General features: G+C 69.3%; 13 protein-coding genes. 5 read left to right on the forward strand and 8 right to left on the reverse strand.

Annotation, left to right across the window (positions count from 1 at the left end; genetic code table 11):
- Positions 1–55 precede the first annotated feature (55 nt).
- Positions 56–895 carry an alpha/beta fold hydrolase gene (locus tag ACWGKQ_RS25060; RefSeq protein WP_453294172.1) on the forward strand — a complete coding sequence of 280 codons (840 nt, stop codon included), beginning with the start codon at positions 56–58 and terminating at the stop codon, positions 893–895.
- Positions 896–1,258: 363 nt separating this feature from the next.
- Here ACWGKQ_RS25060 and ACWGKQ_RS25065 read toward each other — a convergent pair whose 3' ends face one another.
- Genes ACWGKQ_RS25065 through ACWGKQ_RS25075 form a run of 3 tightly spaced genes read right to left on the reverse strand, consistent with a single transcriptional unit; the run spans position 1,259 to position 2,668 of the window.
- Positions 1,259–1,663 carry a zinc-binding dehydrogenase gene (locus tag ACWGKQ_RS25065; protein ID WP_453294173.1) on the reverse strand — a complete coding sequence of 135 codons (405 nt, stop codon included), beginning with the start codon at positions 1,661–1,663 and terminating at the stop codon, positions 1,259–1,261.
- Entirely contained in the window at positions 1,600–2,184 is a 585-nt protein-coding gene (locus tag ACWGKQ_RS25070; RefSeq protein WP_453294174.1) for an NADP-dependent oxidoreductase, read from the reverse strand. Before ACWGKQ_RS25070 ends, ACWGKQ_RS25065 begins: the two co-directional genes overlap by 64 nt.
- Before the next feature lies 1 nt (position 2,185).
- Positions 2,186–2,668 carry a nuclear transport factor 2 family protein gene (locus ACWGKQ_RS25075; RefSeq protein ID WP_453294175.1) on the reverse strand — a complete coding sequence of 161 codons (483 nt, stop codon included), beginning with the start codon at positions 2,666–2,668 and terminating at the stop codon, positions 2,186–2,188.
- 105 nt (positions 2,669–2,773) lie between these two features.
- On the opposite strand from ACWGKQ_RS25075, the gene ACWGKQ_RS25080 reads away from it, so the two are divergent.
- On the forward strand, positions 2,774–3,610 hold the full coding sequence (locus tag ACWGKQ_RS25080; protein ID WP_453294176.1) for a LysR family transcriptional regulator: 837 nt from the start codon (positions 2,774–2,776) through the stop codon (positions 3,608–3,610).
- A 213-nt stretch (positions 3,611–3,823) separates the two neighbouring features.
- Here ACWGKQ_RS25080 and ACWGKQ_RS25085 read toward each other — a convergent pair whose 3' ends face one another.
- Positions 3,824–4,789: an alpha/beta fold hydrolase gene (locus tag ACWGKQ_RS25085; RefSeq protein WP_453294177.1), complete on the reverse strand. Its 966-nt coding sequence runs from the start codon at positions 4,787–4,789 to the stop codon at positions 3,824–3,826.
- A gap of 203 nt (positions 4,790–4,992) precedes the next feature.
- Positions 4,993–5,895: a LysR family transcriptional regulator gene (locus tag ACWGKQ_RS25090; protein WP_453294178.1), complete on the reverse strand. Its 903-nt coding sequence runs from the start codon at positions 5,893–5,895 to the stop codon at positions 4,993–4,995.
- A 167-nt stretch (positions 5,896–6,062) separates the two neighbouring features.
- On the opposite strand from ACWGKQ_RS25090, the gene ACWGKQ_RS25095 reads away from it, so the two are divergent.
- Positions 6,063–7,556, forward strand: a complete 1,494-nt coding sequence (locus tag ACWGKQ_RS25095; RefSeq protein WP_453294179.1) for an MFS transporter — start codon at positions 6,063–6,065, stop codon at positions 7,554–7,556.
- Between the two features lie 297 nt (positions 7,557–7,853).
- A complete protein-coding gene (locus tag ACWGKQ_RS25100; protein ID WP_453294180.1) occupies positions 7,854–8,435 on the forward strand; it encodes a TetR/AcrR family transcriptional regulator in 582 nt (193 codons plus the stop codon).
- Between the two features lie 155 nt (positions 8,436–8,590).
- Here the strand turns inward: ACWGKQ_RS25100 and ACWGKQ_RS25105 are convergent, their stop codons facing one another.
- A complete protein-coding gene (locus ACWGKQ_RS25105) occupies positions 8,591–9,034 on the reverse strand; it encodes an SRPBCC domain-containing protein (protein ID WP_453294181.1) in 444 nt (147 codons plus the stop codon).
- A 5-nt stretch (positions 9,035–9,039) separates the two neighbouring features.
- Positions 9,040–9,975 (reverse strand): NADP-dependent oxidoreductase, encoded by a 936-nt coding sequence (locus ACWGKQ_RS25110; RefSeq protein ID WP_453294182.1) that lies wholly within the window; start codon positions 9,973–9,975, stop codon positions 9,040–9,042.
- Positions 9,976–10,112: 137 nt separating this feature from the next.
- On the opposite strand from ACWGKQ_RS25110, the gene ACWGKQ_RS25115 reads away from it, so the two are divergent.
- Positions 10,113–10,931: a LysR family transcriptional regulator gene (locus tag ACWGKQ_RS25115; RefSeq protein WP_453294183.1), complete on the forward strand. Its 819-nt coding sequence runs from the start codon at positions 10,113–10,115 to the stop codon at positions 10,929–10,931.
- Between the two features lie 382 nt (positions 10,932–11,313).
- On the opposite strand, the gene ACWGKQ_RS25120 is transcribed toward ACWGKQ_RS25115, so the two are convergent.
- Entirely contained in the window at positions 11,314–12,573 is a 1,260-nt protein-coding gene (locus ACWGKQ_RS25120; protein WP_453294184.1) for a cytochrome P450, read from the reverse strand.
- Between the last annotated feature and the right edge of the window lie 622 nt (positions 12,574–13,195).

Below are 13,195 nucleotides of genomic sequence, written 5' to 3' on the forward strand. Positions count from 1 at the left end.
ACGCTATGAGGGTCAGACGCCGTCACCGGCGCGAAGCGACAGAAAGAGCACAGCCATGCCTGTAACCAGCAAGGACGCCGTCACCAAGACCGTGGACGTGGGCGGGACCCCCTTCGCCTACCGCGAGCTGGGTCCGGCCACGGGCGTTCCGGTGGTGTTCCTGCACCACTTCACCGCGGTCCTGGACGACTGGGACCCCGCGGTGGTCGACGGGATCGCGGTCGAGCGGCGCGTCATCCTGGTCGACCTGCGCGGCGTCGGCAGCTCCGGCGGCGACACCCCCGACAGCGTCGAGGCCATGGCCGACGATGCGGTGGCCTTCATCGAAGCGCTCGGGCTGGGCACGGTCGACCTGCTGGGCTTCTCCCTCGGCGGCGCGGTCGCCCAGGTCATCGTCCAGCAGCGACCCGACCTGGTCCGCCGCGTGGTCCTGGCCGGCACCACACCCGCCGGCGACCAAGGCCCCGCAGGCACGGGGGCCGTTCTGCAGGCCGCCATGGACAAGGCGAGTGCCCAGGGAAAGCACCCCAAGCACTTCCTGTTCTTCTCGCCGACCGCCACCAGCCAGGCCGCCGCAGACGGCTTCCTCGCCCGCCTGGACGAACGCTCAGCAGACCGCGACGCGCCGGTGTCCAACGAGACGATCGGCGCCCAGCTCACCGCCCTGGCCAAGTGGGAAGAGGGCAGCTCGCCCGCAGCCCTGGCCGCCGTGAACAAGCCCGTCCTGGTCGTCAACGGCGACGACGACACGATGCTGCCCACCATCAGCTCGTTCCGACTTGCCCAGATCCTGCCCAACGTCCAACTGGGCATCTATCCCGATTCCGGACACGGCGCCATCTTCCAGCACCACGAACTGTTCGTCGCGCAAACCCTGGGCTTCCTCCGCAACTGACACCCACCCCCTTACCACCGCACGATCACCCGGAGAGAAACCACACCGGCATCCTTCGATACCGAACCTGTCCGCGTCCCGTCGGACGGGGGGCTGGTACTCCGCAGCGTTTCGCTGTCCGGCCTGGTCAGAGGCATCGTCGGCGGTAGTGGCAGTGCAGGGCGACGGCCTGGCGCCTGCGCCGCCACTGCGGCCCGCTCAGGGTGCGGACGCGAAGCGGCGGGCCGGGCCGGTGCGTGGGGCGGGTCGCCAGGAGCCGGCGGACTTCCGCCACAAGGTCGACCCCCCGACCCGTCCCCGGCGTCGCACCGCTGTCGACAGCCGGGGACGTTGCCGCCGAGCCCCGACGAACACCGTGCTCCGTCACGCACCGATGCGCAGGACGATGCGTCCCTTGCCATGCCGTGTCGCGGCGAGCCGGTGCGCGTCGGCGGCCGCCTCCAGGGGCAGCACCACTCCGACGTGTGGGAGAAGACGGCCGGCGGCAGCGAGTGCGGTCACCGCGTGCAGGTCTGCGGATGCCAGACGCGCGAACACCGGGCGGGTATCGGGACCCGCGATGTCGACCGTCGACGCACAACGCGTGGTGTCGTGGCCGGCCGCGGCTGCACGTTCGAGTGTGCCGCGGCCGACGGTGTCGAAGACCGCGTCGACGCCGTCCGGTACCAGTGCCCGGACCCGCTCGGTGACCTGGTCGTCGTCGCCTACCGGCGTCGCGCCGAGGCCGCGCAGGTAATCGTCGCGCCGGGCCGCGTCGGCGCCCAGCACGGTTGCGCCACGGGCCACCGCGATCTGGACTGCCATCGAGCCCACACCGCCGGCGGCGCCGTACACCAGGAGGGATTCCCCTGACTGCACGCCAGGACCCGGGTGACGGCCTGGTACGCCGTGAGTCCGGCCAGCGGAAGCGCGGCGGCCTGCTCCCAGCTCAGGTCGGCCGGCTTCGGTGCGAGGGCCTGTGCGTCGGTGGCCACCAGTTCGGCGTACCCGCCGTGTTGGTGGCTGACGCTCGTGCGGACGTACCCGACCACTTCGTCGCCCGGGTGGAACTCGGGAGCACCGGGGCCGGTCTCCTCGACGACCCCGGAGATGTCCCAACCAGGGATGACGGGGAAGTAGGTGGGGACGTTCGCGTCCGCCAGTCCCTCGCGCATCCGGAGGTCGGCCGGGTTCACGGCAGCGGCTCGGATCCGGACGAGGACGGAGTCGACGTGGACCTTGGGCGGCTTCACCTCGGCCAGTTCCAGTACCTCGGGGCCGCCGTACCGCCGGTAGACGATCGCCTGCACCTCACCCTCCGGGCAGGACCAGGGGTTGGTCCAGGAGGATCGTGTGGTGGAAGATGCGCCAGGCTCCGTCGACCCTGCGCAGTCGCGGCTGGTAGTAGCCCGACTCGATCGGGGTGATGGTGCCCTGTGCGCCGGACGCTCCCGCGGGCCAGCCCTCGGCCGGACGCTCGTGCCCCTGGATGCTGAAGACGACGAACTGGGCGTCGAGCGTCGCCTCGTCGCCGTCGACCTCGATGATGTGGTCGTGGGTCGTGTGGTGGCTCCACCCGCGCGGCGGATGCGGGGCCATCAGCCCCGCGACGGCCTTGCCGATGGTCTCGGCCCCGGTGAGCTCGGCGAGCTTCTCCCGGGTGCCGCCGTTGTTGTAGTAGCTCTCGGCCACGGCGTCCGCCACGAACAGCGCTGACATCGCCGCGCTGTCGCGGTGGTCGACCGCTCGCACATACCGGGCCAGCACCTGGGCCACCGCGCGCTCGTCGTCCATCTTCTCTCCTCTTTGCTTCTTGTCGGTCTGAGAACGCGTCCAGCGTGCAGCCTGGTCAACGGGGAGAGCGATGCAGACTTTGGCGCGGATCATTACCCTGTAGGTATGGATCGCCTTGAGGTTCGGCAGCTCGAATACTTCGTCGCAGTAGCCGAGGAACTGCACTTCAGCCGAGCCGCCGAACGGCTGGGCATCGCACCTCCGCCACTGTCCCGGGCCATCGCGCAGTTGGAACGACGCCTGGGCGTCACGCTGTTCGAACGGACAAGCCGACGCGTCGACCTCACCTCCGCGGGCAAGGTCCTCCTGGTCGAGTCCCGCAACGCATTGCGGGCAATCGATCGCGCGACCCAGCGAACCATCCATGCGGCAAGCGGCGCCTTGCGGATCGCCGTGGCCCCGGGCATGGGCTCCGGGCTGCTGCGTAACCTCCACCGCCGCTACGAGACCCGCCACGGCCATGACGCGATGCAACTGCTCTTCACCCATGATCAGGCCGCGGCCGTCCGAGGCGGGCAGGCCGACGTCGCCCTGCTGTGTGCGACCGAGGACCCCCTCGATCTTGAAAGCAGCGGCATCGGCGAGGAGTACCCGGTCGCGCTGCTGCCCGCCAACCATCCCCTCGCCGGGCTCCGGGACATCTCCCTGGCTCGTCTGCGCAGCGATCCCGCCTACGCCCCCGAGCCCCCCGCGACCGGCCTGGACGAACTCACCGACCGCGTCGCACTCGGACGGCTCGTAGTCGTCGTGGGCCACAGTGTGACGGATCGCCTCGGCTCCGCCGTGGTCGGGATTCCCGTCACCGACCTGCCCCCCACCGACCTTCGGCTCGCTTGGCCGGCAGAGTCGCGCGACCGCCGGATCGCGAACCTCCTCGACCTGGCGAACAGCATCGTGCCGTCGGTGCCGCCGCACACCACCATCACTCCCGCCGCCGGCTGAAGGCCGTCACACACAGCAGTCCTTCCTCCTCGCGGGCACCGAGCCGTCCTTTCACGCAGATGACGCCGTCGGTGCCCTCTTTGGCGGGGAGTTGCTGGCAGAGACGCCGGAATTGGCTGAGGGGATTTGCTGGACGGCCGGGCCCTCGACCGGTTGCTGGTCGCCCTTGGCCTGCCCGCGCCCGGGGTTGCCGCACGAGGCGCTTGCCGAACCTCAGCCGCCTGCGAAGAAGTCGAGGTAGGCCTGGGCCAGGACGGTCGGGTTCTCCAGCGCGATGTTGTGACCGGACGCGGGGATGACGGCGCCGCGGACGTCGCGGGCCACCTGCGCGAGCTGTCTGGATACTTCGTCCCCGAGATAGGCCTGCGCACCGACGGCGAGGACCGGGCAGCTGATCGGGTCGGCGTAATGCGGGCGGTTCTGTTCGGCGTCGGTCTGGCGGGCGCGGTACATCTCCAGGATGGCTCTGGTACCGCCCGGCTGCTCGGCCGAGTGCACCATGTCGTCGATGTCCTCCTCGGCCAGCGCGCTGGGGTCCCACATCTGGCGTCTGGCGTAGTACGTCCAGAAGGGCCGTTCCCGTCCGGCCAGCAGCAGTTCGGGCAGGTGCGGCAGGCTGAAGAAGCTGAAGTGCCAGCCGGTGCGGCCGTCGTCGGCCGCGAGCGAGGGGTCGTGCTCGCCGCCCGGCAGTCCTGGGCCGGCCGGCAATCCCGGTAGGAGCGTTTCCTGGAAGACCAGTTGCCGCACCCGGGGCCGGTGGAAGGCGGCGACGGCGTAGGCGATGGCAGCGCCCCAGTCCTCGCCGGCGACGCGGAACCGGTCGAAGCCCAGGTGGGTGGCGAGTTCGGCGACGTCACCGGCCATCGTGGCGGTGTCGTAGCCGGTCAGAGGGCGCTGGGAGCCGCCGAAGCCTCGGTTGTCGACCGCGATGACGGTGTAGTGCGGGGTCAGCAGCGGCACGACGTGGCGCCAGTACGACATGGTCTTCGGTACGCCGTGCAGCAGGAACACCGGCTCGCCGGCGCCGCCGACCGCGTAGTGGATCTCCACCCCGTTGACCTTGGGCTTGCCGTGTGTGAGCCGGACTCCGGCGTGGTCGGTGAGGTTCATCTCGGCGAGCTCCTTCTTCGCTTCGGCCGTGCAGGCGCCGACCGGGTGGCGGATCTTCCGGAGCGGCATCTCTTCTCTGCCGTTGGGCCGGCGTCCACGGTCGGCATGGGAGTTTCGCCCGGTACAACCGCGCCTCCGTTGCCGCCGATGTCGCCTGCGTCGCACCTGTCTCAGATGGAGTCCATCTGACGATCAGATGGTCGCGGCATGAGCGCACCCGCAGCCGCGCCACTTCCGAGTCGACAGGGCTGCGTTGGCCGACAGACGCCGGGTCAGCTGTCCGCGGGGTGGATACGCAGCAGCTGATCGGCGAACCGCCGTGCTGCCGGGCTGGTCTCGCCCGCCGAGGGCAGCATCAGGTAGATGTGCCTTTCCAGACGCACGCCCTCGACCGCGATGAGCCGCAGAACGCTGTCCGATGCGGTCAGCACCGGGTACTGCAGGCCGACGGGAGCGAAGCCGATACCGACGCCTGCGCTGACCAGCTCGAGGAACAGCTCCCAGTCGCCGACCTCACAGACGACGCGGCGCTGAATTCCTTCGTTGGCGAACGCGGCGTCACTCAACAGGCGGGCCGTCCACCCCGGGGGTACCTCGACGAACCGCTCGTCGGCGAGTTGTCCGATGTCGACCTCGGCCTGCTCCGCCAGGCGGTGATCGGAACGGCAGACGAGGTGCAGCGGCTCTCGCGCCAGGCGAGTCATCCGGACGCCCGGGACCTGGCTGACCGCGGGTCCGATCACGCAGTCCAGTTCTCCCGTCTCGACCATCGAGATCATCGTCAGCGCGGGCGCGTAGTGCAGGCGCAGGTCGATGCCGGGATGTTCGCGAGTGAACTCGCCGAGGTAGGAGGCGAACGGCACCAGATGCTGAGCGGAGAGCGAGACGCCGAGACGCAGTGTGCCGATGAGCACGTCGCGGGTGTGGTGTACGGCCTCTTCCGCCTGCGCGGCGCTGGTCACGGTCCGGCGAGCCGGGCCCACCAAGGCCTCGCCGGCCGCGGTGAGCCGGACGGGCCTGGTTCCGCGGATGTAGAGGGGCGTACCGAGTTCGCGTTCGAGGGCCTGGAGCGAGTTCGACAGGCCCGACTGCACGTTGAGTTCGCGCTTGGCGGCGCGAGTGACGCTGCGTTCCTCGACCAACGCCAGGAAGTGACGTAGCTGTCTGAGTTCCATCGGCCATCACCTCTGGGCCTGAATTGCAGCACATCTGGACAGTTCCATCTGTCAGGCAGATGCAGTGTATCTCTGCGCGCTGCCGCCGGACCGCCATCGAAGTTCCCACGGGCCTGGTTGACGCCGACGAACCAGTAAGGAACACCGTCAGGACAGGGGATTCGCCCATGGCAGACCACTCGACGAATGACGCCACGCCCAGGCCCGCTGCGGGCGGCTCGCAGCGGGCCGCGTTTGTCATCTCGCTGATCTGCGCCGCCCAGTTCGTGCTGCAACTGGACTTCAGCATTGTGAACGTGGCACTGCCGTCGCTCCAGCGGGATCTGGGCATGCCCGCAGCGGAGTTGCAGTGGATCGTCACCGGGTACGCACTGGGGTTCGGGTCGCTGCTGCTGGCCGGCGGCCGACTGGCGGACCTGCTCGGCCGACGGCAGGTGCTGGCCGTCGGCCTGGCCCTGTTCGGGATCGCGTCGCTGGCCTGCGGGCTCGCGCAGTGGCCGATCATGCTGATCACCGCCCGGATCGTGCAGGGCGCGGCCGGGGCGATGGTCTCCCCGGCCGCGCTGTCGCTGCTGACGACGACCAACGCGGAAGGGGCCGCGCGCCACCGGGCGCTGGCGATCTGGCAGGCCACCACCGCGGCGGGCGCGACCGCCGGGATCGTGGCCGGCGGGCTGCTCACCCAGTACTTCGGCTGGCGGGCGGTGTTCCTGATCAACCCGCCGGTCATCGCCCTCATGCTCGCGCTGGTCCCGCGGCTGCCGGCCGGGAAGCGGTCCGGCAGCGGCGGGAGCGTCGATGTGCGCGGGGCGCTGCTGGTGACCACCGGTATCGCGGCGCTGATCTTCGGGCTCAGCAGCGGGCAGCAGCACGGCTTCACCGCGCCCGCCACCCTCGTCGCTCTCGCCCTGGCGGTGCTTCTGGCCACGGGCTTTGTGTTCGCCGAAAAGCGGTCGGCGGCCCCGATGCTGCCCCTGCCGATCCTGGCGGAGCCGGCCCGGCGGGCCGCGATCGCGGCCATGTTGCTGATCGGCGCCATCCTGGCCGGCTACGTCTACTTCGCGTCGCTCTACCTGCAGAAGGTGCTGGGGTTCAGCCCGGTGGCGACCGGCCTGGCGCTGGTCCCGTCGACCGTCACCGTCGTGCTCGTCTCCACCCTCGGCACCCGCCGGCTGCTGGCCCGGTTCAGCATCAAGGCCGTCCTGCTTGCCGGGCTGGCCTGCATGGGCGCCGGGCAGCTGTGGCTTGCCCAGATCACCGCCGGGGCCGGCTACCCCGCGGCGGTGCTGCCCGGCCTGGTGCTGACCGCGGCCGGGGTCGGGCTCGCCCTGCCGACCGCGTCGATCGCGATCACCAGCGGAGTCCGGGCCGGTGACCAGGGACTGGCCGGAGCCCTGTTCACCACCAGCCAGCAGACCGGCGCCGCGGTCGGCCTCGCGATCCTCGCCACCGCCGCCGCGGCCGCCTCCGGCCACAGCGGCTCTCTGGTGGACGGCTACCGCCTGTCGTTCCTCATCGCCACCGGCCTCGCCGTCCTCGCCGCGATCATCGTCGCGCTCCAGCTCAGCTCGAAATCCCACCGCGTCGACCCCGAGCACCAGCAGGCCGACCCCGACGGACCGCCCGCCGCCCCGACCGCGGCGCAGCTCGGCAAGAACTGACAGGTCCTACGGCGGGCTGACCGGAAGCGTCCTACCCGGCGAGCTGTTCGCGGGGCCGGGGTTGCGTCACCTCCACTCCGCGAACAGTCGCATCACCGAGGTTCGTGAAACAAAACCAGGGCATTCTTCTCCGCCGCCGGCACGCTCAATTGCCTCCCCGGGCCGCCGGACGAAGGTCCGAGGAATCGTCCCGGCCAAGGTGACGCAATCGATCGGGCGTTGTTGTGCTCAGCCGCGCACTGGTTGGCGCGCGAACAGCCTCAGCAGCCAAGGGAAAACCGGAGAGGAGAAGTGCGAATGGCCAGTACCAAGGGGAAGACGGCACGAGAGCGCCTTCTGGCAGCTGCTGATGAGTTGTTTTACACCCACGGTGTTCAATCGGTCGGCGTCGACCTGATCGCCAAGCGAGCCGGGTCGTCCAAGAAGTCTCTCTATGCCATCTTCGGCAGTAAGGGAGCGCTCGTCCTTTCATACCTGGAGGCCCGTCAGGATTCGATCCAGAAGCGCATCATGAGTGAACTGAGACGGTTCGACACGCCGCGTGAACGCCTGCTTGGAATCTTCGACATCGTGGCCGAGTTTTTCACCGGTCCGGACTATCATGGATGCCCGTTCCTGTCGGCCAGTGTCGGGTCCGCCATAGGTAGTCCGATCGATCTCGCGCACGCCAAGTACCGTACATGGGTCCGTACTCTGGTGACTGACTTGGCGGCCCAGACGGGTGTATCCGATCCAGAGAAAGTCGGACGCGAAATACACCTTCTTTATGACGCTGCGAACGTTGCCTTCAATGCGGACCGGGATCCATCCGCCGCCTTCATGGCCCGAGCTGCGGCCATCGCCGTGCTGGACCACGGGAAGCAGTCGGCTGACAACTGAAACCGGGGCCGCCTCGACGCGGCGCTCTATGGCGCCGCCGTGCGCCTTTGGGCGCACCCGTGGCCCGCGGACCATGGCTCGTGAGAACTGCGGTCTGCGGGCGTGGATGTGTTGCGGTGCGTGGCCAGGGGGCCGGTGTGGGCTGCGTTGGGTTGTCAGTGGCCGGATTCGAGTCGTTCTCTCAGGGCCCTGCCGTAGCTTGCGTAGTCTTCCTCCATTTGGGATCGGGCGGGTTCCACGGTTGCCACGGCGGCCGTGCCGGTGAATTCCTCGGATTCCGTGTATCGCGTTCCGCCGGCCCGGGGCTCGAGAATGAAGGAATGTTCACCCATGAGGACATCTGGAATGCCGCCCTCCCAGACAAGCCGTCGCGGCGCTTCGTAGTGGAGGACCGTGAAGGTGTATTCCCCGTCGTTCTCGGTCCCCGGCGACACCTGGGCCCGCAGCCGGGTTCCGGGCAGGATTTCCGTCGGAACATCGACGAAACGCAGCGTGGGGTGCCACAGTGCGTATCCGGCGAAGTCGGTCAGTTCCCTCCACACCTCCTCGGGGGGTGAGGCGATGTCGGTGACCGCGGTGATGACCGGACCGTGCTGCACGTTCCTCACACCGCCCTGCGGTTGTCCAGGACGATCTTGCCGCGGACGTGACCGCCGGCCAGCGTCCGCTGGGCCTCCGCAGCTTGACCGAGGGGGAATGCCCGGTCGACGTGCACCATGAGCTTCCCCTCCTCGGCAAGCTCCACCAGCCGGGTCAGGTCGTCCCCGTCAAGGCGGGCGTAGACATCGATGGCGCCCTCGTACTCGGTGGCGGAACGTGTGATGGAAGCGACCCGCGCCCCGACGGCAGCGAGTGCCTGCGTCGTGGAAAGGGAGCCGCGCCCCGCGGTGTCGAGCACCGCGTCGACCCCGTCCGGAGCGATCTTCAGCACCTGCTCGACGAGCTCGTCGCCGTAGCGCACCGGTATCGCTCCCAAAGACCCGATGAACACCTGACTGGCCTCGGAGCCCGTCCCGAGCACCCGTGCGCCCCGCGCAATCGCGATCTGGACGGCGAGGTGCCCGACGCCTCCCGCCGCCCCGTGCACCAGCACGGTGTCGCCGGCGGTCACCTCGAGGCTGTGCACGATCGCCTGGTAGGCGGTGAGTCCGGCGAGCGGCAGCCCGGCGGCCTGGGCCCAGCTCAGGTTCCGCGGCTTGCGGACGAGCTGGCGCGGTTCGGCCGAGATCTTCTCCGCATAGGTGCCGTAGTGCATGGCCTGGCCGCGAACGAACCCGATCACCTCGTCGCCCGGCCGGAATCCCGTCGTCGCGACTCCCACCTGCTCGACGACCCCGGCCAGATCCCACCCGGGCGTCACCGGAAAGAGAGAGTCCACCAGAGGATCCGCGGCACCGCTCTGGAATCCCAGATCCGCAGGATTGAGCGCCGCTGCCTCGATTCTCACCAGAACGAGATCGGCGAACATCTTCGGATCCGGAATGTCGACGACTTCAAGGACCTCGGGTCCGCCGAAGTCCTGGTACTGAACAGCCTTCATAGCTCCAACTCTTCTTTTCCGTGTGATTCGGCGAAAGCAGCTCACCCGGCTGCTGCCTGGGAGGCGCCTGGTCAAGCTGACCAGGATGCCTACGGCGGAGCAATGACTCTCTGGGCAACAGGTAATACCTTGGATGCATGAATCAGCTGGAGACCCGGGAACTCGACTACTTCGTGGCCGTGGCCGAGACGCTGCACTTCGGCAAGGCCGCGGAGCGCCTCGGCATCACACAGCCGCCCCTCTCCCGGGCCATCGCGCACCTGGAGAGGCGCGTGGGCGTCCCACTGCTGGAACGCACCACCCGACAGGTGAAGCTGACCGCTGCGGGCGAGGTCTTCCTGGCCGAGTGCCGCACGATCCTGGCGACGATGGACACCGCCGTACGCAAGGCGCGTAAGGCTGCCGAGCAGGAACAGGTCACCATCGCGGTACGGCCCGCCGCAGGCCCCGGCATCCTGCCCGCCCTGCTCGCCGCCGCACAGGGCCCGGACGGTGTGCTCGCCGACGTCGTTTTCACCTACGACGAGATCAGCGCACTTCGGGACGGCACCGCGGACGTCGCCCTCATGTGCCGGTCGACTGCCACCCCCGGTCTCGAAACGGTCGAGCTCGGGGAGGAGCGGCCCGTCGTCCTGCTCCCGGCGGGCCACCCCCTGGCCGACCGCCCGTTCCTGACACTCACCGAGGTGGAAGCGCTGCCGGGCTACGAGGCGCAACTGCCGAACGAACCGCTGGACGCCATGGTCGACCGCGTCGCTCTGGGCCTGCTCGTAGTCGTCGTCGGCGAAAGCGTCCGTGACCGCCTCGGCATATCCGTTCGGGCAGTGCCCGTCCACGGATACCCGGCCACCCGGCTGGTCCTGGCCTGGCTCCCGGCCGCGCGCTCGGCCGCGTCCCGCCTCGCCGCGACCGCCCGCGCAGTGATGGCGCGGGACAAGCCGCGACTGTCGGCGTAGGGGAGCGCGAACCTCAGCCGGAGGCTTCGAACAGCCCCCGGGTCCGCTCACCCGGTACGCGCGCAAAATCGACGGGTGCCACGGGCAAGCGGCTGAGCAGGTCCGGGTTCGGCACCCGAGGTGCCTCGTCTTCCAGGTCCGCCAGTTGTTCCGCCTGCAGTGGGCGCGGTCGGACCGCTCTACCGGCTCCCGGAGTCGCGGCAGATCTGGCGCACCGCACAACCGTGAGGGATGACAGATGGCCGTCGGCACGCATCATCGACGACTGACATCGGTGAGGCACACAAGCCGGAGTCCTTGACCGGCGAAAATGCCAGGGTGGGCTGCCTACGAGTTGCAGGGCCCCAGCAGTAATTCCCGTTCGCCGGCCTGCAGCAGAAGGTCAGGAGGTCGCCGCGACCTGCGTACCGGCGTCGTGACCGTCGGAGGGCGGAGTGAAGGCGACGTCCAAGCTGGTCAGTCCTCGGAAGTTGAGACTGCGCTGCCAGCGCGGCGGAGCGCCGTCGAGCCGCCAGCCGGGCAGCCTCGTGAGGAGCGCCTCCAGCACGGCGACGCCTTCCAGCCGGGCGAGCGCTGCGCCGAGGCAGAAGTGCGGCCCGTATCCGAAGGCGACATGACGCCCGCCAGGTCGCTGGAAGTCCAGCACGTCGGGGTCGGGGAAGGCTGCCGGATCGCGGTTGGCGGCGCCGCACACGAGGAGTACCGCCTGTCCGGCGGCGATGGAGCGACCCGCCAGGTCCAGGTCGTGCCGGGCCCGCCGAAGCATCAGCTGCACGGGGCTGTCGTAGCGCAGGAGTTCCTCGACGGCTGCGGGGATCAGGTCCGGCCGGTCGCGCAGTTGGTCGGCGGCCTGCGGGTGCTTCAGGAGGGCGAGGGCGGCGTTGCCGATGAAGTGCGTGGTGGTCTCGTGGCCGGCGATCAGGAGCAGGGCGCAGTTGGCGAGGAGTTCGTCGAAATCCTGGTCGGGGTTCTCGGCTCCGGTGTCCAGCAGGGCGCGCAGGGTGTGGGGCGCGGGCGGGCCGTCCTGACGGGTGAGGAGTTTCCGGAGATAGGCGAGCATCTGTTCCATGCTCTGCGAGGCGGCCCGGCTCTCGTCGGCGTCGAGCCGGGAACTGCCGATGGCCGCGGCTATCGGGTCGGACCAGGCGGACAGGGTGGGCCGGTCCTCTTCCGGTACGCCCAGGAGGTCACAGATGATCGCCAGGGGCAGCGGGCGGGCAAGGTCGGCGACGATGTCCAACCGGCCGGTCGGTGCAGCGCGGGCGATGATCTGATCGAGGCTTTCGGAGATCCGGTCGCGTAGTGCGGCCACGGCCCGGGGGGTGAAGGCTCGGCTGAGCAGGGCACGCAGCCGGGCGTGGTCAGGGGCGTCGCTGTAGAGCATCTGGCGACTCAGGACCCGGGCCAGTGGCTGTAGTTCCTCGGAGACCGACTCGATGTCCGGGTAGCGCACCGAGGAAAAGCGGGGATCACTCGCCGTGTTGCTGACCACGGCATAACCGGTCGCAACCCAGGCGTCCAGGTAGCGGTCCCAGTAGAGGTCATCAGCGTCTCGAAGGTCCCGGTAGAAGTCGTAGAGGCGGTCCTGGTTCTGGGGCCTCAGAGCAGACAGCAGGGACGAGTGTGTCGCGCGTGTGGGCACCGGCGCATCGTAACAGCGCAAGAACACCAACTGTCCGAATGATCGATTGTCTGATCAAAGGATGGTGTGGCGAGTGAGTCCGACGCGCTCCGGCCGTCCGGCGGTCGGGAAGGGGAAGCCCAGGAGGCGGGGCAGGAGGACGTGGCGTGCCCCAAGTTCACCCCAGAGCACAGGAGTTGCCAGCCCGAAGCCGATCGACGTTCGGAGGTGGAGGAGCCTTCCCGGTGCGGGCCGCCATCTCGGAGTGGGCGGCCTGACTTCCTGGGACGAGTACGCGGTGAGATGGAGAACGGCCTCGGTATCGACCTTCGGCGCGTGTGTTGCGTTGGCATGACGCTTGAGGGTGCGGCGGTGGGCATCGGTGAGTAAGGCTCGCTGCTTGTCTTCGAGACATCGGCGGTGTCGAACGGCCTGTCGGTCGCTGAGGCTCGCATCAGCTGCAGCTTGAGACAGCTGAGGTGGTGAGACGGGTGAACTCTGCCTGACGCGGGCCTCCTCGAACACGACCCCGGGATGCGGCCCGAGCGGGTGCGGGCCTCCGACGCCCGCCGCCGCAGGCCGGGCCCGCCGGCGTTTCGGGGCGCAGGCCGCACCCCCGGGGACGGGGAGTGTGCGTGTTGCG

It is taken from the genome of Streptomyces sp. NPDC054770 (assembly GCF_053611985.1).

Bases quoted from the DNA above. Each gene is read 5' to 3' on its own strand.
- ACWGKQ_RS25060 (WP_453294172.1), top strand. From the start codon at position 56: ATGCCTGTAACCAGCAAGGACGCCGTCACCAAGACCGTGGACGTGGGC.
- ACWGKQ_RS25075 (WP_453294175.1), bottom strand. From the start codon at position 2,668: ATGGACGACGAGCGCGCGGTGGCCCAGGTGCTGGCCCGGTATGTGCGA.
- ACWGKQ_RS25080 (WP_453294176.1), top strand. From the start codon at position 2,774: ATGGATCGCCTTGAGGTTCGGCAGCTCGAATACTTCGTCGCAGTAGCC.
- ACWGKQ_RS25085 (WP_453294177.1), bottom strand. From the start codon at position 4,789: ATGCCGCTCCGGAAGATCCGCCACCCGGTCGGCGCCTGCACGGCCGAA.
- ACWGKQ_RS25090 (WP_453294178.1), bottom strand. From the start codon at position 5,895: ATGGAACTCAGACAGCTACGTCACTTCCTGGCGTTGGTCGAGGAACGC.
- ACWGKQ_RS25095 (WP_453294179.1), top strand. From the start codon at position 6,063: ATGGCAGACCACTCGACGAATGACGCCACGCCCAGGCCCGCTGCGGGC.
- ACWGKQ_RS25100 (WP_453294180.1), top strand. From the start codon at position 7,854: ATGGCCAGTACCAAGGGGAAGACGGCACGAGAGCGCCTTCTGGCAGCT.
- ACWGKQ_RS25110 (WP_453294182.1), bottom strand. From the start codon at position 9,975: ATGAAGGCTGTTCAGTACCAGGACTTCGGCGGACCCGAGGTCCTTGAA.
- ACWGKQ_RS25115 (WP_453294183.1), top strand. From the start codon at position 10,113: ATGAATCAGCTGGAGACCCGGGAACTCGACTACTTCGTGGCCGTGGCC.